Source organism: uncultured Methanobrevibacter sp. (assembly GCF_900314695.1).
Classification (GTDB): Archaea; Methanobacteriota; Methanobacteria; order Methanobacteriales; family Methanobacteriaceae; genus Methanocatella.
The window spans coordinates 67194-88749 of record NZ_OMWD01000001.1 but is presented as its reverse complement, the minus strand read 5'-3'; the positions used below and the strand labels follow the sequence as shown (position 1 = coordinate 88749).

The window sequence follows — 21556 nt, the reverse complement described above, 5'->3', positions numbered from 1 at the left end:
AAAAAATTATAGGAAAATTAATTTAAAACCGATTTTAACTTTCTTATAGTGTATCTTGCATAAGTGAAGTTTAAAATAGATGCTATAATCCTACCAATTGCAAGACCTACCCAGATTCCTGTTAATCCCCAATTCAAAACTATTCCAAACAGGTAAGTGAAACCGACAGTTAAAATCAACTCCCTTATTATTGTCCAGGCCAAACTTGTTGTACCTCGACCAATTCCCTGGTAAAAGAAGCTTGACGGCATTCCTATTCCAACCAACAATAAACCGAATGATGCAATTCTTAAAAAGTTTGTAATTTCCGGAATTAATGGAGCGGTTTCGGGAGTATATGCAAAAATCATAGACAACTGCGGTGCAAAAATTACCAATATAATTAAAATAACAACTGAAACCATCATTGCAAATTTGGTTCCATAAGTGTGGGTCCTTGAGAGATAATCCCAATTTCTAGCACCAAAAGCACTTCCACTAACTGCAGCAACCGCACTGGCAATAGCTGTCAAAGGCATAATACCAAAGAGATATAATCTTTGACCTGATGTGAATGCTGCAATACCATATTCACCACCAACAGATGAAATAAACATCAGATAGAAACTCATTGCTATTGACATTACAAACATATCCAAAGAAGCTGGAATACCAACCTTTAAAATGTCTCGAGCGATTTCTGAATCGAATTTGAATCCTTTAAAAGTGACATTGACATAAGTATCTTTTTTTATTAAAATCCAATATATAATAACAATTGCAGCACCTAAAGAGCTCACAATGGTTGCAAGAGAGGCTCCGGCTGAGCCTAAATTTAAGACATATATGAAAATCGGATCCAAAATAAAGTTTAGGGCAACTGACACAATCATGGCATACATTGCCCTTTTCATGTCACCTTCACCACGAAGAATACCGCTTCCACCATTTGCAAACATAAAAGCAAATAAACCTAAAAATAAAGGTGTTCCATATTTTATTGCTTCAGTCAATGATTGGCCGCTGGCACCGTATGTCTTAAGCAAAGACTCTTGAATAATAAGCAATGTCACAGTCAATACAATGGAAGCTACTAAAAATATTAAAAGAGAATGAGCTGCTGCCTTACTGGCCCTTTCACGGTTTTTTGCACCGACCGAACGGGAAATACTGCTTGTTGCACCATTTCCAAGCCCAACACTAAAACCATTTAAAACCATGAAAATTGGTGTTACAAAACCAATACCTGCAATAGCCGCCTGGCCAAGTCCAGCAACCCAAATACCATCAACAATATTATAGGATGCTGTTAAAAGCATTGAAATCATTATAGGAATAGCCAGTTTTCTAACAGCAATTTCAGGTTCGCCCCTCATTAATTCAACATTTTTATTAGCCATATTATCAATTAAATGTATAATTTTCATAGGATATAAGTATTAATTAATTACATCAAATCGCAAATAACACATTATTTAAAAAGTTAGTCAGAATTCCAATTGCTCTGCAATGCACATCTTACAGACCGCATTAGGAGACTCCAAATTAGCATCCTTTACAGGACAATAGAATTTTCCGTCTTTTTCTTCAACATATAACGAACCAGGGAAAGGAGTTCCCACAGGATGAATCGGCTCTTCCAGAATAAAAGTAGTGTAAATAGAAATGATTCCATAGATTAACGGAAATTTTGTCTTGGATGTTACTGATTCATTAATATGGTATGACTTTAAAGTAGCTATCGCATCAATAAACTCTTCCTTATCAATATCATGTTCATATGTGTTATTGTCACTGTGAACATCCTTGATACGACCTAAAAAATATTTAACATAAACTGCATGACTTTTATGCTTATAGTTTTCCTGAACATATTTGCTTTCTTCAATCATTTCTGCATTAACAGCCATCAAGTCAAATACCGAAATATTAGATGAATATTCCTTCAAAATATCCAATACAGAGTTTGTTGAAATGCTTTCTTCATTTGAAACAACATTCGAAAAATCATCGTACATGTTTAATGAATCATTCATGAACTACAATATACCGGATTTGATTAAAATATTTTTCTAATTTAAAATTACATTCATTATCAATAGAATAACCAGTAAAATAACATTTAAAACAGTAAATATTATTAAATATCTGATTTTAAATTCATTATACTCCTTGACAAGAATTTTGTAAGAGATTAGATTCGCCATAGATGCTATAAGAGTTCCAAGGCCACCAATATTAATTCCAATGATAATTGCATCATAATTAGTGCTGAAACCACTTAGCAACATTGCGGCAGGGACATTTGAAATGACTTGAGACAATACAACTCCACAGACTACTTCATTTCCGGCAATCCACCTTTCAAAAAGGGATGTGAAAAACGGAATATTTTCCAAGTTTCCGATAAGTACAAAAAGAGCGATGAAAGTTAAAAGCAGATAATAATCGACACCGAGAAAAACTCTTTTAAAAAAATTGTCATAGTTTTTGTCAACTTTACTTAATTTCGGCAATGTAATATCATCTCTAGGAACAAAAAATAAGACAACAATAAAAAATAAAACAGATACTGTGACATAAGGCAGCAGCAAAATGAAAAATGATTCAAAAGGAATTTTAGACACCGTATACATTACAATATTGTGAGGAGCACCTATCGGAAGAACCATGCACCCGACATTTGCAGCAATAGTTTGCAAAGAAACAGTAAGTATTGTCAAATCAACCCTTTCCACTTTTTTTAAGGCCAATATTGTGAAAGGTATGAAAATAATTAAAGAAACATCATTGGTGATAAATATTGAGCTAAAAAATACAATGAAAACTAAAATGAAAAGCAGACTATACGTATTTCCAATTCTAACCAATAATTTACGAACCAATATTTCAAAAATAGCCAAATTTTTTAAAATTTCAACAACAACCATGATTGCAAAAAGCAAAATGATTGTATCCCAATTAATATAGTTTAAATAATTAACGCTCGGTTTAACAAAAAAACAAGAGATTATAGCCAATATTAATGATATGGAAAATACCGTTTCATTTTTAAATAAATCCATTAATTTAGCCATAATATCATTTTATCCAAAATTAATCTGCATCTTCATCCAATGTTTCCAAAAGGAAACTTACAGGCCTGAAACCGTCATTGCATGATATCATTGCGGATTTTTTATTTTTCATCCATCCCCCATAAAAATCACTGGCGCCATTTGCCAGCCCCATTACAAATGGTGAAAGACTTTCCCATGCACTATCGCAGAAATTATCCGGTTTTTGCCAACCGTTTGCAATGAAAACATCTCCTTCCCCCACATCGCATTCATGTTCAAGAGGATTTTCGTATTTTTCAATCAAATCATCATGCCTGACTTTTCTCATGACTGTAATTTTAACTTTCTTCATTTTAATATCTCCAAATCGCTTTTTTCATATTTATTATGGCCTTTAAGACTTTTTTTATATTTCCAGCATGCAATCGCATCTTCAAGAGATTTATCCTTGTTATCTTCAAAAAAATCCCTTATGTATTGATTATATTGAAACTGTTTACCTATTTCTGTTTTTTCTTTTGAATTTTGGATTTCATGATATGCATCTATAGCATCACGATAGGTTTTATACGGATTGGCTTTCAACCATTTTTGGAATTTTACATTGAATTTAAAACTATTTCCAATTTCATTTTTAAAAAATTCTCTTTTATCTTCACTGCATTTGAAATTTTCGCCTAATTTTGCATCTAATGAAATTTTAGACAATATTTTGCAAGATTTTTTATTAAAAACAGGTTCTGTTAATTCATCCCCAGTTTCCAAGTAATGGACTATCCTTTTTTCCAAATCCTGTTTATTACCACTGACTTTCAGACCTTCACGCCTGCAGAAATCTTTTAATTCTTCTTTTAAAAAATAGTACTCAAAAAATTCATCTGCTTTTAAATCTTTAGTCAATTTAACCATAAAAATCCTAAAATAAAAAAAGTAGAGGATTTAACCTCTTGTAATGATACTGATAATGTCGCCGTCTTTCAGTTCATAGTCGCTGGCAATGCGCATCTTTGATCTTGCATCAACAGCATGCATGAAATTATCTCCAATATCAGTATGAACTAAATATGCAAGTTCACGTGGATTTGAACCATTTTTAAGCAATATACCATCAGGTAAGACATTGCCCTTTTGGTCAGTGTATTTGTTTTCGTCCTGAACAGGATATACTACAATATTATCCAATAGCTCAAAAATACCATAGTTTAAAGCATCTTGAACTCCAGTGCTTCCATATTTATCTAAAATATTGGTTTGAATATAATCAAGAGCTTTCTTTTGATTGTCATTCAGTTCATCAGCTTTTAAAATTTCAAAATGGTCATCACCGGAAACATAACTAATGAGACCTGCTTCTGATGCCTTTACCAATGCAATTTCAGATTCTGCTGATGTTGGAATTACATTCGGATATTTTTCTTTAATCCTTTTGATATTTTCTTCAGAAGTAGGAAGGTCAGCCTTGTTTGCAATAATCATCATTGGTTTTGCAATATGTAATATGTTTCTTGTTAGCTCGATTAAGTCTTCTTCTTCCCATTTATTATAGTCAGGTTCAATATTTCTTTTAGCTTCAATGATATCTTCAATAGCTATACCAGTTCCCGATAATTGGTCAAACAATACCTTTGCAATGTCTAAATGCTCGGCACCGACTTTTCTTATAAGCCTTACCCAATTTTTTGACAATATTCCATACATCCACATTACAATTTCATTTTCTAAAAAGTCCAAATCATCAAGAGGGTCATGACTTCCAGGGTCAACTGGATTACCTTCAAGATCAGTAGAACCAGAAGCATCAATAACATGTATGAATACTTTAGCCTGCATCAATTCATCTAAAAACTTATTACCTAATCCTTTTCCTTCATGAGCTCCAGGAACTAATCCTGCAACGTCAATTAATTCTATTGGAAGCAATCTTTTTCCGTCAATACAAATTGAATTGTGAGGATTGCATGTAACACCCAATTCTTTACATGGGCAATCTTTAATAACATGTGCAACAGCTTTATTGGCATCAATAGTTGTGAATGGATAATTAGCCATTTCTACACTTGAAGCAGTTGCTGAATTGAAAAAAGATGATTTCCCAACATTTGGTTTTCCACAAACTGCAATTTGAAGCATAATAATCACTTTCTCATTATAACATCTTAATGTATGTTTTTAAAATTATAAATAGTTTCATCGCCCATATTATAATCAATGAAAGACGATGATATTGAACGACCACAAGCAATGAAAATTCGCCAAGGTATTCAAGATGCAATAACTTATTCACTGCCAGACAAGAAGTTTAATGAAAATAAAATTGATTTGGTTGAACTTGACATTGAATTAAACAATTTGGGTTGGAATTTTCATAATTTTAGAATTTTAAACTTAACTGACATCCATTTGGGACAATGGATTAATCCAGAATATTTAGAGGAACTTGTTGATTACGTCAACACATTAAATGTTGATTTGATTACATTGACAGGAGATTATTTTTCTTATGTGGTGGATGACTATGAAAAATCACTGGAAAAATCATTTAAGAAACTAGATGCAGAATATGGTAAGTTTGGCGTTTTGGGAAATCATGACCATTGGATGGGTGCAGATAAGGTTAGAACAATCTTCAAAAATTCAAATATTATCGATTTGAGCAATGATGTGTATACACTTCAAAAAGGAGATGACTATCTAAATCTGGCAGGTGTAGACAGTTGCACTGTCTGTGCAGATGATTTGGACAAGGTATTGAAAAAACTTCCTGAAAACATTCCTAGCATACTGCTTGCCCATGAACCTGATTTTGCAAATGAATCTTCAAAAACCAATAGATTTGACCTTCAGATTTCAGGACATTCACATGGAGGGCAATTCATTATTCCAAAAGTTGAAACAACACCTTTCAGAGGCCCAAACTCAACAAAATATCCTGTTGGACTTTACAAAATTGGAAATATGATACAGTACACAAGCAAAGGTTTAGGAACCAATTCCTTTAGAATCAGAATAAACTGCAAACCAGAGATTACCATAATAACCCTAAAAACTAAAAATAAACAACAAATCAAGATAGAATGATTAAAAATAGGCTCATTTCATCTCTTAGAACATCCATCACTACATTACTGATAGCCTTATCAAACATTGTAGCATTATTTTTAGTAGATTATACCAGTTCAGATTTTACAATTGGACCATGGTACAATGCAATCATTATTGTAATAGCATTAGCAATTGCAAATGCATTACTTTGGCCAATAATCAGACGATTTTTAATGAAAATCATCATCTTTACATTTGGAATAGGATCGCTTTTTGTAAACTCCCTAATTTTTTATATCACATCCTACTTCATTCCAGGAATTTCAACAGGAATTTACGGTGCATTACAAGCTCCAATTGTAATGGCAATAGCTACAACATTTATAACAAACATTACAAACACCAATTATTATGAAAGATATATTAAAAACATATTAAAATATGCTATAAAACAAAAAACGCCATATAAAAAAAGATATTCTGGAGTAATAATGCTTGAAATTGATGGTTTATCCATGAATACATTAAAAAAAGCAATTGAAAAAGGCATGATGCCCAATATTAAAGAATGGTTAGATGCAAAAACACACTGCTTGAAAGAATGGGAAACCGATTTATCATCACAGACTGGAGCCAGTCAAGCAGGAATATTGCATGGAAACAACAGGGACATCGTAGCCTACAGATGGGTTGAAAAGGAAAACAATAATAAGATTATCGTTTCAGGAAAATTAAGTGATACCCCAGAAATTGAAGATGAAATTAGTGACGGACATGGATTGCTTGTCAATGGAATCAGTGTTGCAAACATGTTTTCAGGAGACAGTAAAATCCCTACATTAACATCATCCAAACTAAACGGTTTAAAACATATCTACAACAAAACCTTAAATGCCACCTTTTTAGATGCCTATAATTTCCAGAGATTATTCATATTATTTTTATGGGACATAATCCTCGAATTGAAATCCAATTTATCCATTACATAAAGAATATACAGCCCCGCATTAGAAGAACAATAGTTTATGCTGCTGTAAGGGCAGGAGCTAATGTAGTACTTAGAGAGGTTACAACCGATGTTTTAACAAGTGAAATACTAACCGGAAATATCGATACAGCCTATGCAACCTACATGGGCTATGATGAAATTGCTCACCATTCAGGAGTTCAAGATGAAGATGTATGGGGTGCACTGAAAAAAATCGATTTGCAATTTTCAAAAATCACATCAGCAATTGAAATGAGTGACAGAGACTACAAAATAGTAATATTATCCGACCACGGCCAAAGCAATGGTGCAACATTTAAACAAAGATATGGAATTACATTGGGCAGTTATGTAAGAAAGCTGCTTCCAGATGATTTAAAAGTATTTAAAGCAGAACACAATATAGACCACTTCAGAGATGCCATAATTCCCGAAAACAAACAAATTAAGAATATTAAAATGAAATTTGGAAATATCCGTGATGATTTGTTTGAAGATAAGGAATCTTTGCAGAACATTAAAGATGAAATTGAAAACATAACTCCTCAAATAATTTCAAAAAATGACCAAATCAAAAATCTAAGGGAAAAATACACTGATAGTCTTGATTATATCAAAGGACATGACAGTGTAGAACACAATACCAAAAACGTGGAAGATTCTGAATTAATAGTATTGGGCTCTGGAAACTTAGGTTTAATTTATCTAACACAATGGAAACAACGCTTAAACTACGAAGAAATTGTAATGCTATTCCCAGATTTGATTCCTGGCCTTGTAAAACATTCGGGAATAGGATTTATTTTAGTCAATTCCATCAGCAATGGAGGAATGGTAATTGGCCAGGATGGAATTTATTATTTGGATAATGATGAAATTGTAGGGGAAAATCCTCTCAAAGGTTTTGGAAAAAATGCAGCAAGACACCTGAGACGAGAAAATTCATTTAAAAATATGCCTGACATTTTAGTCAATAGCTTTTATGATGAAAAACATGACGAAGTTTGTGCATTCGAAGAGTTAGTTGGAAGTCATGGTGGGCTTGGAGGAGACCAAACACATCCATTCATATTATACCCATCCGATTGGGAAGATCCTGGAGAACTAATCGGTGCCGAATCAATTTATAAATTCCTAAAAAAAGAGATTGATGAATTAAATTCTTGAAAGCCAATAATCAAGAATATCTTCAACATTTTCATCAAAACTAATTGTTTTTTCTTTATTTTGAGGAATTGCATCAGCATAATCCTTATTTAATCTTATTAATGTTGCATCAGAATTGTCATAAGTCATTTGTTCAAATGGATATCTTATAATTCCAGGAGTATTGAAACCAACACCAATTTCAAGAAAAACAATTTTTCCATCAACCTCCTCAAGGAAATTTGAATAATTCCTGTTCATTTCATGCCATTTTTCATCTTCAACAAAAAAATTATCTTTTCTTAAGTTCAAATCCATTTCCCCACCGCAAACCGGACATTTCGGAACCAGTTCAGAAGGTATCTTAAACTCTTCAGTTTTATCCACCCATTCGAAAACCTGTTCTTTATTCGGATATAACTTATTATGGCATGCTTTTTCACATTGAAGTAGCCCATAATCGCCCTGAGTTGCAAATATCCTTTTATCTTCAAAGCCATTTATCCAAAACTGTGATTCGACATTAGTTGTTAGGACAAAATAATCAGTATCTTCAACTAATTTCAGCAGCTTTTGATAGACATCAGTTTTTCCAACATCATACCTATTTGCAAAAACATGCAGTGCCCAATAAGCCCATTTCTCTTCAGATGTTTTAAAGGGGTAAAATCCTGATGAGTACATGTCTGTGAAATCATATTTTTCAATGAAATCCTTGAAATACCTTTCAAATCTCTCACCAGTATATTCAATTCCAGCGGCAGTTGATAATCCTGCCCCCGCCCCAATCAATATATAATCAGCTTCATCAATAGCTTTTTTAGCCTTATCCAATCTTAAAACAAATTTATCCATTATCATCACCAAACAACAATTCCTTATAAATCAGATAACTTTCATCACCAAATACATTGAAAATTACATGCTTTAATGAGGTTTCATTATCTTTTAAATATTCTTCAACTGTGTCAACTGCAATTTGGGCTGCCAATTTCTGTGGAAAGTTAAATACTCCTGTTGAAATGCAACAAAATGCAATAGAGTTCAATTCATAATTGCTTGCAATATCCAAACATGATTTATAACAGCTGGCCAGAAGATCCTTATCCCTGTTGGATGGTTTTGATCCTTGAGGAATCGCCGGCCCCACAGTGTGAATGACATACTTGGATGGAAGATTATATGCACCAGTGATTTTTGCCTTTCCAATTTCCTCATCCCTTTGTTGGCTTTGCATTATCTTATTGCATTCATCCCTTAACTGTAATCCTGCCGCAGAGTGAATTACATTGTCAATGCAATTATGATTAGGAATAAAACAGCCCAATAACTTTGAATTTGCAGCATTTACAATAGCATCTGCCTTTAATGTTACAATGTCTCCCTGCCACAATATTATTTTGCCTTTAACATCATCAATATCACCAACTGATGTTAAATCCTTGTTTAATGTTTCATAGGTTAAAAATTCATCCTGAACATTTAAAAACTCTTCAGATATTTCCATTGGCAACCTTACATTCATCAATGCGCGAAGTAAAGACCTTTTTGAATAATAATCATCAGGAACATCAATATCTTCTCCACATTCGTCAATCAAGTAGTTGACCAAGTAATCCAATTGCTCTTCTCTGTTAATCCTAATCCCTCCCAAATTCGTTAATAATAATTTAATTTAGGTATTTAAATGATTTTTGTAACTTTCAGGAAACCAGGTGAGAAAAAAGTAACCATTTATATAATAATTTAATCAATTTTTAATTATGAACACCGAAAGAATAGTTTGTCCTGTGGATAGAACACTAAATCTCATTAGCAAGAAATGGAGCATCCAAATTATTCGGGACATGTTTTTTGGAAAAAAACATTTTAAAGAATTTAAAGAAGATAAACCTAAATTGAGCAATAAAGTATTATCCAACTGTTTAAAAGAATTGGAAGAAAATGGATTAATTGAAAAAAAGGTTTTAAATACCACACCCGTTACCACAGAATATTATCTAACCGAATATGGGAAATCCACGAATAGAATCGTTTATGAATTAGCAATGTTTACCCTGAATGACGATGACGACAATATCTATTCTGAAGAAACTAAAAATGAATTAAAAAATAACTTTAAACATACATTAAAAATTGATGATTAAAATGACTGGCAAAATTTATATTGTTGGAATAGGCCCCGGTTCAAGCGAATATTTAACAAAAAAGGCAATCGATACTGTTAAAACATCAGATTACACCGTTGGAAGTACAAGAGCAATTGAACTGTTTGATGATGTTAACAATAAAATTGCATTCAATGTAAAGGACTTGTTGGATAAGTTAGAGGAAGGTGTTCAATTGGCTTTGGATGGCAACACCGTTTCAATATTGTCAACCGGCGATCCTGGTTTTTCAGGTGTCTTAAACACAGTTTTGAGAATTTCAGCCGAAAAAGGATTTGACAATGAAAGCATCGAAGTTGTTCCTGGAATCAGTTCACTTCAGCTGGCCGCTGCAAAAAACCACATCCAATGGGATAATGCGAATGTGATGACCTTTCATGGGCGAGAGAATATAGAAGATATCTTACCAGTCATAAACAATGGAAAAACCACCATTGCACTCCCATCTAGAAAAGTGAAAGACATGGCTCAATTTTTACTGGACAATGGAGTTAGCAAAGATAGAAAAGTTGTGGTCTGTGAGAGATTAAGTTATCCAAACGAAAGAATTGTTGAGTCATCATTGAAAGATATTGCTCAAAGTGAATTTACATATATGTGCATTATGATTATCAAATAGGATTATTTATCCTTAAAAACCATTTTAAAAGTCATTTACTATTTGTTTTAAGTATTAAAGCATTTATATTCTAGAAATCATACTTTGATTGTTAATTTTTAAAAAATTAACAACAAGGTAGATACTATGAATAAAAAAATAAACACAATTTTTTTCATTTTCTTATTTATTTTTTTAATATCTGCAGTTTCTGCTGCAACAAGTGAAAACAACACAATAAGTGTTGACAATAGCCCTGATTCATCAAAAATAAGTGTTGAAAATGAAAATACCAAAACATTAACTGTAGAAGATAATGACAAGATAAAAAGTGAAACATTAACCTCGAAAAATAGCGAAGATACGCTAAGTGTTAGTCAAACTACAGCAAAGACATCGAATGTTGTTAAAAAAAAGACCACATTAACAGCACCTGATGTAAAAATGTATTATAAAGATGGAACCAAATTTACAGCAACATTAACATATGGCAAAAAAGTAATCCAAAATGCTAAAATTAAAATTCAAATTAACGGCCAGACATACACAAAGACAACAGACAGCAAGGGAAAAGTATCTATAAATCTTAACTTAAACAGCGGAAGATATACTGTATTAAGTACATGCAGCGGCAATAGCGAATTTGAAGGAAGCACTGCAAAAAGCACAGTCACAATAAAAAGCACAGTAAAATCAAGCGATTTAACAAAATACTATAAAAATACAAAAGCATATTATTCCACCTTTTATGACATAAAGGGAAAATTATTAAAAAACACTGCTGTTAAATTTAAACTAAACAGCAAAACATATTCAGTTAAAACAAATTCAAAGGGCGTTGGAAAATTATCCATAAATTTAAACCCGGGAAAATACATCATCAGTTCCATCAATCCGAAAACATCTGAAACAATTTCAAAAACCATCACGATTAAATCATTGATTGAAACAAAGGATTTGACAATGAGTGAAGGAAATACAGGCAAATTTAGCGTTAAAATTCTGAACAGCAACGGAAAGGCATCGCCAAATAAAAAAATAACACTAAAAGTTAATGGGAAAAGTTATACAAAAACAACTGATAAAAACGGAATTGCAACCCTTCCGATTTCATTGAGCGTGGGAAAATATACAATAACAACAGAATATGACAGTCTAAAATCTACAAACCAGATAACTGTCAACAAACTAATAAAACATAGTGAATTTACGCATTCATTTAAAATTCCAAACCATGTTAATGTGACAATGCCCTACGTGTTTCATAATTCAGTATATTCTCTCAAAACTGGGACTGACGGCATAATAAAATTACCAAAATACCAATATTTTGTAATACAAATCGGTTCCAGCACATATAAATTTACTACTGGTCAGATCAGCGGATATGATGCCACAAATCTTGGTTATAAAACCTATTTAATTCCATTTGACAACAGCGGAGTAAAAAGTGATTTGAATAAAAATAATCTAAAAGGAAATGGAATTTTAATATATGATTCTGGAAAATTTACTGAAATTGAATACAGAGACACAACAAGCGACAATGTGGAAATGTTTGGAATATATGCAGACAAGGGAATTGACGGCTTTGAAACATTAACGTACACAAAAAACGATAAAGTAACCGCAAAAGTGAATTTCAAAACACTTTCATTTGATGAGATGGGCTTAAAATATAGCCTGTCAAAGTTTTACGGCAAAACCATTTACAACCTAAACTACAACGACATAGACGAAAATAGTGTAAAATTTGCAAATACCCTAAAACCTGTTGAATTCAGCTTGTTTGGAAATTATGTAGTAGGATATATTTCAAAGGAAGAAGTAATCACATCATTCAACATCAATAAAAAGGAAGCACTTGAAAAAACTGAAACTATAAGTTATGGACTCAGCGAAAAATACCGCAAAAACTATGGCTTTGAAGTTTTGCAGTCCTACACAATTGTCAATGAGAGAATTACGCAAAAGATTCTTGAAAGCTGGGTCAATGCAAATTCAAATTATATAACAAAATTTGGATTAATGAACTTATATGGGATGCATTTAGCATCACTTGAAACCGCTTGGCTTGCAGATGAGTTAGCAGATAAATATGCAAAAGATTTTAATGTCAATTGGAAACGTGGAAATGCACTGACAATTTTAGGCGGAATAAATCTTGACGATACATACCTGCATATTTTAAATGCAGACATGGGAATGGATGTTAAAGGAGAAAAAAATAACATCACGCTGTTTAGATTAATCAATTCAATGAATCTGCCAAATCTGGAAGATTATTCGATTTCAAAAGTTGCATGGAGATACATGGACAATACGACAAATTCCCTTGACAATGTTTTAAACGCCATGGCAAACGGCAGATTCAGCATAACACAACTTGGCGAAATGATTTATATATTTACAGAAGATGATACTTCAGCAATCATCCTCAACACCACCAGCGGAGTATCAGACGTTATTGTAACTCACTCCAATGCAACATACAAAGGCTCAGCAATTTCGACAAGCGGAGATTGTTGCGGGGTTTTAACAATTCCTAAAGACATAATTTCCGGAATCAGAGATACAATGAACAACTTTTATAAAGGAATAGAGGATTTAATAGGTAATGCTAAACCTGTAAGTCAAATGCTTTATGTTGGAATCAAATTCGCTTTGGATAAAATACTGACTGGTGCACCGGCAGTATGCATGGGATTATTTTCGACAATGATAATCGTTCAAAATGTTGGGACAACATTAAGAGACGAGGTTATAAATAAAAAAGAATGGCATGCAGCAATGGATACATGCACTTTTACAAGGCCAGGATATCTTCAAGGGAAAAAGGTCTTCAATATACCAAACAAAAATGGGGGTTATGATTATATTGAAGTAAAAATAAAAAATGACTTGACATTGGACAGAAATAAAGCCGTATACATTAGCAACGGAAAAACTAAAAAGTTAACCAAATCAGAAACATACGAATATTTTGATGAAGAATATTGTCTGCCTATAAGTATGCCTGCCAAATATTGGGATAAAAGTTGGAATGGAGGTTAAAATGAGATTAATTGAAGAATTCAAAAAAGAAAGCACCACATTAAAGATATTAGATATAGCATTTATCATTTCATTAATCTATGAAATATTGACCTTTAACGGCATTACTATCTGTACAACAATACTTGGAATAATTGCAATAGTGAGATTTTATGAATGGTTTTCAAAAAAAGAGGAATGAAAGTTAAAATATTAATTTATTTTAACTTATTTTATTTTTTATAATGCAATAGCCTCTTGTGCTACTTCATCATTGTCTTCGTCATCATATAATATATGAGCCAACTTCAATAATTTTTCCTGACCTTTAACTTCGTCCTTGAACAATGGGACTTCAGCCACATGTTGATTAGGGAACTTTTGGTCAATTAAAGCCAAACGTTTTTGCTGCAATTTGTGTCTTGAATGGCAGAAATCACAATCGCAAATATCAGGCATTACCTGATTTACAATAACACTATCAACAGTAATGTCATATTTTCCAAGAGCTTCAAGTGCCCTTTCAGATTCATAAATAGACATTTCTTCAGGAATGACAACCATTTTAAATGTTGTCCTATCAGGATCAGCCAACACTTCTTTTGCCTTGTCAATTTCTTCCTTAGTTCTTTTTAAATCTTCGGAAGTTTGAGGGTCATCAACAGCATCCATAAACGGCATTATTTTCTTTAAAGCATTAGTTGCTCCGCCCAATTTTGCTTTAAGCATCATCATTTTACCAACCCATGAATCCATAACTTCAGGGAAGGACAATAATCTTAAAGTGTGTCCAGTTGGTGCTGTATCAAAAACGACAACATCATATTCATCAGAATTCATTACAGCCATAAACATTTCAAATGCAGCAGCCTCATCAGCACCAGGTGAAGATGATGCCATGTCCAATTGGTCAGATAAAAAGTCCATTCCCAAAAGTCCTCCAGAATCATCAGGATTTGCTGCCTTTTGAGCATCCAATTGTGCTTGCTTTTGAGCCATTGCCACATCAGGGTCAATTTCAACTGCAAATAAATTTGTTTTGATTTCTCTTGGATAACTGCCAATCGGCACTTCAAGAGAATCAGATAAAGAATGAGCAGGATCTGTTGATACAATTAAAGTCTTTTTACCTTGTTCAGCTAGCCATAATGCTGTAGCGGAAGAAACAGAAGTTTTTCCAACTCCTCCTTTTCCACCAATGAAAATAAATGTTGTTTTATCTTTATTAAATTTGAAATAATCTTTAAAAGCCATAAAAATCTACCTCCGTAATAAACTTACTTTTAGTGTAGGTTTAAATTCCATATACTTACCATTCATATATTTTTGCCAAGCGAAATCATGAATAGTAAGATTTTATTAAACTTACATTTTGTTATTAAATGTTATTTTAATTTCTTATAGTATATAAAGTTAGTTATTTTAGCACTATTGCAATCATCAATTTCAATATTAACACTTTATTTTAAATAATTACCATAATTTATTGTTGAAATTACGAATACTATTTCTTAAATCCTTAAACCATGAAAATTAAGTTTGTTAAGAATAATTCATAGATAAATGTTAAATTATCATATTAAAAAGTAGTAATATCATCATTAAACCTAATGAAATTAAAATAAATTTTTTCATACCTTCAATTCTTTTTAATTCAAATGGTAAAATCTTATTTGCAACATCTGGGGAAAGAACAAAACATTCTAAAACTAATGCCAATACAACCGAAATTAAGTCAATATTCAAAAATGAACCTTTAACAAACATGTCTTTTAAAAAATTAGTTAAAGAGACACCCAAAGGCCCAGAACCTACAGTAATACCTAAAACCCAATGAAAAAGTGGATGATAACCATTACCATCATAAAATGAGTTGTTGTTTTCATTAGAGTATACATTTCTTCTTAAAAGCAGGAAAATTCCCGGAAAACATACTGCTAAAGAAAATGCAATGGCATTATATAATCCATATTTTAAAGCCGCGCAAAAAAAGCCCCAAGATACCAAAAATGATGATACAAATAAAAATAGGATTAATCCTTGATTAGTGCCTTGCAATAAATCAGGAGAAAATAATTCAAATTTTTCATCAAAAAAGTCACGTTTATATATTAAAATAGTAAACATGATACTAACAATAGTAAACCCTGACATGCAGAGCATAAAATCAGATTTGAACAATAAATTTAATATTATTGAAATAACTACACTCAAACAGATGCATTCTATAAAAATGCCCAATGAATAAAATTTAAGTTCATTCTCATTCAAATACATCCATTTAGTCTTCATAATTTCATTTAAACTTTTGTCCATATTTTTATCCACCAAATTAACTAACAATTACAATATAATCAGATGCAGTTAGTTTATCTTAGTATGTGATGTTTTTAGTTGAAAAACTCGGGTTCTTAAAAAAAATTCAAATTAATGTCCTATTGTAGAGAAAAATCTCTACAATATCCCGTATTAGACATTAATAATACATTTTTTGCGTCTTAATAGAGGTTTACTTAAAAGTAAATCTCTTGTATAATACTATTATTAAATAAAATATATAAACTTAACTAATTTTAAAAAATAGACAATTAAATAGTGGCTATCTCAAGGAAAAGGCCTCACGAAAACATTAGTTTTCAAAGCCCCTCATTGACTTGTTTATATTTAATTGCCATTTAGAAGGTGAAAATTTGAGTCGTTATCTCCTATATTTTATCAGAATCATTAGTGCCATAATATTCGGCCAATATGATCCAATGAGGAATATAATCAACCCCACTTTTTTCACCTCCATTCAGACGCATGAAAAGAACACCAGAATAGCCATACGGTGAAACTACTCTGATTAATAAATAAACAGTGAATATAATAAATATTCTCATGTTTATTCACCTCCTTTCAAAAATGTGTTATAGTTTGAGGCCTTTCAAGAGAACATATATGTGTTATAAATTATTTAAGGCTTGTTGAAGCCAATTGGTAAAATTGTAGTGAGAAAAACATCACATATAAAATTTAAGATGCAAAAAGAATTGATAAAAATATAAAATTAAATTAAAATAGAATTAGGAAATGGAGAATATAATAATCTTTATTACAGATAATTAAAATATATTATCCTGTAAGTTGTCCACGGAAAAATGGTAAGTAATCGAAATTCCAATTACTAACTTTTAGTTACTAAATGTAATTTTAATTTCTTATAGTATATAAAGTTAGTTATTATAGAAATTCTTGCATATTCTATTTTTCATCTTATGATATTTAATATATTCAAATGATGAATTACATGAGAATTCTTTAAGATTAGAAGAAGCTGAGAATATTCTCTCACAAGACTGCTACATCAACAACAATGTATTAAATGAAGTTTTAACCCTATCTGGCAGAAAACTTAACATTGATTCTGCTGAAGAAATATAATATGGTCTGATTGATAGTTTTGAAATATTAAATGAGTACACTATTTTCAACTACATTGCAAAAACATTCGATATTTCAAAGGAATTGTTGGAACCAATTAGCAAAAAAACAAAATTAAGTTTCAAAAATCAAGTATTATTCCAACAATGCAGGAATCAAATATTACTGATTTAGTTAGCTTTAATCAACAATTTAAGAACTTCAATGAAATCAACCTGATTGGTTTAGATTGTTTGCAGATTCGTTTTTCTATTTCATCATTTAGTTTTTTAGATATTGTAAATTATTTTACTTTAGTTATGTAAAATAAGATTTATTTCCCCTTATTTTATAATTAACTACTTTTTAGAAAAGAAATATTCAAATAAACAACAAATATAGAATAAACTTTAATAAAAAAATTACTTATTTGAAATACTCCTAAAATATAATCATGGTTTCTAAACAAATGATAATCCATATTTTTAGGAGTTAATATCATGTCAAAAAATAGAAAAATTATTGGATTAACTATAATGATAGCAGTTATTTTACTAATTATTTTTACATTATATGCCATGTCCAGTGAAAATACAGAAACTGTTAAAATCGGATATTTGCCTACAGATCATGATGCAGCATTATTTGTCGCAAATGCTACAGGAATGTTTAAAGATGAAGGAATTGATGTGGAATTCTATGAATATAATAATGGTGGAGATATGATGAGTGCAATGGCCAGCGGGGAATTGGATGCTGGTTATGTTGGAATAACACCAGTAATATATTCCATATCTAAAGACGTGCCTGTAAAAATTGTTTCAGGAGCTCAAAATGAGGGAAGCGGTTTGCTTTCCCATAGTCCCTCAGTTAAGTCCATAACTGATTTAAAAGGTAAGACTGTAGCTACACCCGGTGAAGCATCAATACAAAGTGTATTATTAAAATATGATTTAAAGAAAAACGGACTAAGTACTTCTGATATTGAAAGTCCCACTATGAAAGTTTCTTCAATGAATGATGCATTAAAGACTGATGGTATTGATGCAATGTTAACATATGAACCTTATGTTACAATTTCAAAAGAAATTAATAATCAGACTTTGGTGGAAAGCTCTGAAGATATTTTACCGGATCATCCATGTTGTGTTGTAATTATGAATGAAAAATTTATATCAGGAGAACCTGACAAAGCAAAAAAGATTTTAGATATTCATAAAAGAGCAACTGAGAAAATAGAAGCAAATCCTGAAGGAGTGATGCAATATTTACCACCACATATCGTTCCTGATTCTGAAATTGAAAAAGAAAGTTTAAAACATATCAAATGGGTAAGTGATTTAAACGACACCTATAAGAAAAATGTGAATGATTTCTTAAATATTGAAAAAGATTTGGGAATAATTAATGGAGATATACCTCAGGAAAAGTTATTTTCGGAAATCTAAATTTATCTAATGTTTACTGGAAGGTTTTAACATGAATAGTTTGAGAGAAGAATATAGTAGAGAGATGATAATATTACCAGTTATTTTAATAATAATTTGGTATCTGGTTTGTGATGTATTTCAACTGATTCCAAGTTTCATGTTTCCCGGACCAACAGATGTTGCAAATTCATTTGTCAAGTTAGTTGTTTCAGGTCAGCTTTTTAGAGATATCCTTGAAACACTCTATAAAGTATTGTTTGGTATGTTGCTGGCATCAGTGGTAGGTATAACATTGGGTATAATGTTGGGTTGGTTTAAACGATTAGAAAGATTATGTAGATTAGTTATCAGTATTTTAAGGCCTATCCCTCCAATTGCTTGGATTCCTTTTTCAATAATATGGTTCGGTATTGGTGTAGGACCTGCAGTATTCATAATTTTCATGGGATGTGTTTTTCCAATACTGATTTCAACAATTGATGGAGTACATAGAACCGATCCTGTTTTAATAGAAGCAGCAGAATCATTTGGAGCATCTAATTCACAGATGTTAACTGAAGTAATCGTGCCGTCAAGCGTTCCGTATATTGTATCCGGACTTAAAGTGGCAATAGGTATTGCTTTAATGTGTACAATTTCCGGTGAGATGATTGGATCCAGTTCAGGTATAGGGTATATGATTTTAACATCCACCAACCTATTTGATACAGGTTCAACAGTAGTTGGAATGTTGGTAATTGGTGTAATCGGTATAATTTTTGATTATATTTTTTCAAAGGTACAGGAAAGAATATTCTGGTAAGGTGATAATATGACATTTGAAATAGAAAATGTATCGAAAGTTTTTGAATCAGGCGAAGGTAAAGAAGACGTAACTGCATTAAAGGATATTAACCTTACTATTGAAACCGGAGAATTCATCTCCTTTGTAGGTCCATCAGGTTGTGGAAAAACAACATTGTTGCGTATAATAGAAGGGTTTGAAAATCCTACAGAAGGTACCGTTAAAGATGATGGAAAAATAGTAACAAGACCTTCCAACGAAAGAGGTTTTATATTCCAGAACTATTCTCTCTATCCTTGGTTAAATGTCATTGATAATGTAGTATTTGGATTAGGCATCAATGGGAAACCTGAAAAAGAAAGTAAGGAACGTGCAATGGAGTATCTTGAGAGTGTTGGACTAAAAGATTTTGCAAATAGCTATCCTCATGAATTATCCGGAGGTATGAAACAGAGAGTTGCAATAATTCGATCATTAATTAATGATTCTAAAAGTTTATTGATGGATGAATCGTTTAGTGCATTGGATGTTCAGGCAAGACACAAACTACAAAAACAAGTTCATAAAATTTGTAAAGAACAACATAAGACAATCCTTTTCGTTACACATGATATTGATGAAGCAGTATTTTTATCAGATAAAATTATCCTTCTTTCCAGAAGACCCGGAAGAATCAAGGAAATTTTTGAAGTTAAACTGGAGCATCCAAGAAATAGGGAAGATCGAAAATTTGAAGAGCTAGTATCTGAAATTATCCACGCAATTGATGAACTAGAAGACGGTTGATTTAATCTTATGAACATGTCCATTGAATCGCCACGACTTACAGAAGTCGTGGTATTCTTGCACGTTTAATATCTAAAAAATCCAAAAAACATGTAGAATTTTAAGATTAATTATTCATTGATTATAGTCATTATCCAGACCAATTGGACAAGTTTGAACTACCACGTATCTGACTTCTGATTTTTCTTCAAGAATCCTATTTTGAACTTCATGAGCGATTTTGTGGGCCTCAGATACTGACAAATCACCATCAACTTCAATATGCAATGAAACAAAAGCATAATTTCCCATATAATCTACTTTAACTTCATGTGCATTTTGAGAATTAGGTACATTATTCGCAATATCCTTTATCTCATCAATGAAACTCTCAGATGGGACTTTACCAATAAGATAATTGAAATTAATTATAAAAAGCTTTACTGCAAGTCTGAAAATCAATAAACCAATGATTATTGCAACAATTGGATCTAATATTGGATATCCCATATTTGAAACAATTGCACCAACTAATACTGCAATTGATGAAAATACATCAGTTCTTTGGTGTTGACCATCGGCAACAATGGCAGGACTATTAATTTGTTTTCCCATACGAATAATGTAGCTACTGACTACAAAATTAACAAAGATTCCTACAACAGCCATAATGGCGACATGAATATCCGGAACAGTTAAAGTCTGGTTGAAAAATATCTGCTTAACAGCTTTTTCAATAATTTCCCATGAGATAAGAGACAAGAACAATACAATAAACAATCCGCTTAAAGCTTCTACACGACCATATCCAATTGGATGTTCCGAATCTGCAGGTTTTTGACTATAATAAAAACCGATATATGCAACAATCGTCGTAATTATGTCTGAAAATGTATGGGCTCCTTCAGAAATTAATGCACTACTCCCACATATAAATCCAACAGAGATATTTAAAATAGTCAAAAAGCAATTTGCAATAACAGCCACAATAGCTGCTTTTTTACCACCTTTTGAACGAAAGTCTTCACTCATAAATTGTTCCTCAATATATTTTATAATAATTTGTTTAATATATAATTATTATGATATCATCCCAATACCCAAAATAAATATTTTACATTAAAAAACTGCGGAAAACAAATCGGTTAAATATCTTCAAAGG

The 21556-nt window shown here is 31.7% G+C and carries 22 protein-coding genes; 10 read left to right on the top strand and 12 right to left on the bottom strand.

Features of this window, described 5'->3' with window-relative positions:
* Positions 1 to 17: 17 nt before the first annotated feature.
* The 6 genes from QZN45_RS00415 to QZN45_RS00390 all read right to left on the bottom strand — a co-directional run bounded on the left by QZN45_RS00415 (position 18) and on the right by QZN45_RS00390 (position 5168).
* Complete coding sequence (locus QZN45_RS00415) at positions 18 to 1379, bottom strand: MATE family efflux transporter (protein WP_292607900.1); 1362 nt, start codon at positions 1377 to 1379, stop codon at positions 18 to 20.
* An 87-nt stretch (positions 1380 to 1466) separates the two neighbouring features.
* Positions 1467 to 2015 (bottom strand): DUF2115 domain-containing protein, encoded by a 549-nt coding sequence (locus tag QZN45_RS00410; RefSeq protein ID WP_292607898.1) that lies wholly within the window; start codon positions 2013 to 2015, stop codon positions 1467 to 1469.
* Positions 2016 to 2051: 36 nt separating this feature from the next.
* Positions 2052 to 3056, bottom strand: coding sequence for an SLC13 family permease (locus QZN45_RS00405; protein ID WP_296810412.1), 1005 nt, complete (start codon positions 3054 to 3056; stop codon positions 2052 to 2054).
* 19 nt (positions 3057 to 3075) lie between these two features.
* Positions 3076 to 3390, bottom strand: a complete 315-nt coding sequence (locus tag QZN45_RS00400) for a TIGR04076 family protein (RefSeq protein ID WP_296810410.1) — start codon at positions 3388 to 3390, stop codon at positions 3076 to 3078.
* Positions 3387 to 3947: a DUF6434 domain-containing protein gene (locus QZN45_RS00395; RefSeq protein WP_296810408.1), complete on the bottom strand. Its 561-nt coding sequence runs from the start codon at positions 3945 to 3947 to the stop codon at positions 3387 to 3389. The genes QZN45_RS00400 and QZN45_RS00395 overlap by 4 nt, the downstream gene beginning before the upstream one ends.
* Before the next feature lie 30 nt (positions 3948 to 3977).
* A complete protein-coding gene (locus tag QZN45_RS00390) occupies positions 3978 to 5168 on the bottom strand; it encodes a redox-regulated ATPase YchF (protein ID WP_292882039.1) in 1191 nt (396 codons plus the stop codon).
* 78 nt (positions 5169 to 5246) lie between these two features.
* On the opposite strand from QZN45_RS00390, the gene QZN45_RS00385 reads away from it, so the two are divergent.
* From QZN45_RS00385 to QZN45_RS00375, 3 genes are read left to right on the top strand one after another with little or no spacing between them, the layout of a single operon-like run.
* Complete coding sequence (locus QZN45_RS00385) at positions 5247 to 6116, top strand: metallophosphoesterase (protein ID WP_296810405.1); 870 nt, start codon at positions 5247 to 5249, stop codon at positions 6114 to 6116.
* Positions 6113 to 7069 (top strand): phage holin family protein, encoded by a 957-nt coding sequence (locus QZN45_RS00380; RefSeq protein WP_296810402.1) that lies wholly within the window; start codon positions 6113 to 6115, stop codon positions 7067 to 7069. The genes QZN45_RS00385 and QZN45_RS00380 overlap by 4 nt, the downstream gene beginning before the upstream one ends.
* Positions 7024 to 8235, top strand: a complete 1212-nt coding sequence (locus QZN45_RS00375) for an alkaline phosphatase family protein (RefSeq protein WP_296810398.1) — start codon at positions 7024 to 7026, stop codon at positions 8233 to 8235. The genes QZN45_RS00380 and QZN45_RS00375 overlap by 46 nt, the downstream gene beginning before the upstream one ends.
* On the opposite strand, the gene QZN45_RS00370 is transcribed toward QZN45_RS00375, so the two are convergent.
* Both QZN45_RS00370 and QZN45_RS00365 read right to left on the bottom strand, forming a co-directional pair.
* On the bottom strand, positions 8224 to 9069 hold the full coding sequence (locus QZN45_RS00370) for a hypothetical protein (protein ID WP_296810395.1): 846 nt from the start codon (positions 9067 to 9069) through the stop codon (positions 8224 to 8226). The two genes, QZN45_RS00375 and QZN45_RS00370, sit on opposite strands and share 12 nt — an antisense overlap.
* Positions 9062 to 9868 carry a protein-ADP-ribose hydrolase gene (locus tag QZN45_RS00365; RefSeq protein ID WP_296810391.1) on the bottom strand — a complete coding sequence of 269 codons (807 nt, stop codon included), beginning with the start codon at positions 9866 to 9868 and terminating at the stop codon, positions 9062 to 9064. The genes QZN45_RS00370 and QZN45_RS00365 overlap by 8 nt, the downstream gene beginning before the upstream one ends.
* A 109-nt stretch (positions 9869 to 9977) precedes the next feature.
* Here QZN45_RS00365 and QZN45_RS00360 point away from each other — a divergent pair, with 109 nt between their 5' ends.
* The 4 genes from QZN45_RS00360 (at position 9978) to QZN45_RS00345 (ending at position 14215) form a co-directional block, all read left to right on the top strand.
* Positions 9978 to 10361: a helix-turn-helix domain-containing protein gene (locus QZN45_RS00360; protein WP_296810388.1), complete on the top strand. Its 384-nt coding sequence runs from the start codon at positions 9978 to 9980 to the stop codon at positions 10359 to 10361.
* A gap of 1 nt (position 10362) precedes the next feature.
* Entirely contained in the window at positions 10363 to 11001 is a 639-nt protein-coding gene (locus QZN45_RS00355; protein WP_296810385.1) for a cobalt-precorrin-7 (C(5))-methyltransferase, read from the top strand.
* A gap of 126 nt (positions 11002 to 11127) precedes the next feature.
* The gene (locus QZN45_RS00350; protein ID WP_296810383.1) at positions 11128 to 14034 is read left to right on the top strand and encodes a hypothetical protein; all 2907 of its coding nucleotides are present in this window, start codon (positions 11128 to 11130) and stop codon (positions 14032 to 14034) included.
* A gap of 1 nt (position 14035) precedes the next feature.
* Positions 14036 to 14215 (top strand): hypothetical protein, encoded by a 180-nt coding sequence (locus QZN45_RS00345; RefSeq protein ID WP_296810380.1) that lies wholly within the window; start codon positions 14036 to 14038, stop codon positions 14213 to 14215.
* A gap of 38 nt (positions 14216 to 14253) precedes the next feature.
* Here QZN45_RS00345 and QZN45_RS00340 read toward each other — a convergent pair whose 3' ends face one another.
* The 3 genes from QZN45_RS00340 to QZN45_RS00330 all read right to left on the bottom strand — a co-directional run bounded on the left by QZN45_RS00340 (position 14254) and on the right by QZN45_RS00330 (position 16895).
* Positions 14254 to 15267, bottom strand: coding sequence for an ArsA family ATPase (locus QZN45_RS00340; protein WP_292882063.1), 1014 nt, complete (start codon positions 15265 to 15267; stop codon positions 14254 to 14256).
* A 312-nt stretch (positions 15268 to 15579) separates the two neighbouring features.
* The gene (locus tag QZN45_RS00335) at positions 15580 to 16329 is read right to left on the bottom strand and encodes a hypothetical protein (RefSeq protein WP_296810377.1); all 750 of its coding nucleotides are present in this window, start codon (positions 16327 to 16329) and stop codon (positions 15580 to 15582) included.
* A 389-nt stretch (positions 16330 to 16718) separates the two neighbouring features.
* The gene (locus tag QZN45_RS00330) at positions 16719 to 16895 is read right to left on the bottom strand and encodes a hypothetical protein (protein ID WP_165814053.1); all 177 of its coding nucleotides are present in this window, start codon (positions 16893 to 16895) and stop codon (positions 16719 to 16721) included.
* 1020 nt (positions 16896 to 17915) lie between these two features.
* Here QZN45_RS00330 and QZN45_RS00325 point away from each other — a divergent pair.
* From QZN45_RS00325 to QZN45_RS00315, 3 genes are read left to right on the top strand one after another with little or no spacing between them, the layout of a single operon-like run.
* Entirely contained in the window at positions 17916 to 18863 is a 948-nt protein-coding gene (locus tag QZN45_RS00325) for an ABC transporter substrate-binding protein (protein ID WP_292607858.1), read from the top strand.
* Positions 18864 to 18894: 31 nt separating this feature from the next.
* Positions 18895 to 19647 carry an ABC transporter permease gene (locus tag QZN45_RS00320; protein WP_292607855.1) on the top strand — a complete coding sequence of 251 codons (753 nt, stop codon included), beginning with the start codon at positions 18895 to 18897 and terminating at the stop codon, positions 19645 to 19647.
* Between the two features lie 9 nt (positions 19648 to 19656).
* A complete protein-coding gene (locus tag QZN45_RS00315) occupies positions 19657 to 20415 on the top strand; it encodes an ABC transporter ATP-binding protein (RefSeq protein ID WP_296810372.1) in 759 nt (252 codons plus the stop codon).
* 114 nt (positions 20416 to 20529) lie between these two features.
* On the opposite strand, the gene QZN45_RS00310 is transcribed toward QZN45_RS00315, so the two are convergent.
* On the bottom strand, positions 20530 to 21426 hold the full coding sequence (locus QZN45_RS00310) for a cation diffusion facilitator family transporter (protein WP_292607850.1): 897 nt from the start codon (positions 21424 to 21426) through the stop codon (positions 20530 to 20532).
* Between the last annotated feature and the right edge of the window lie 130 nt (positions 21427 to 21556).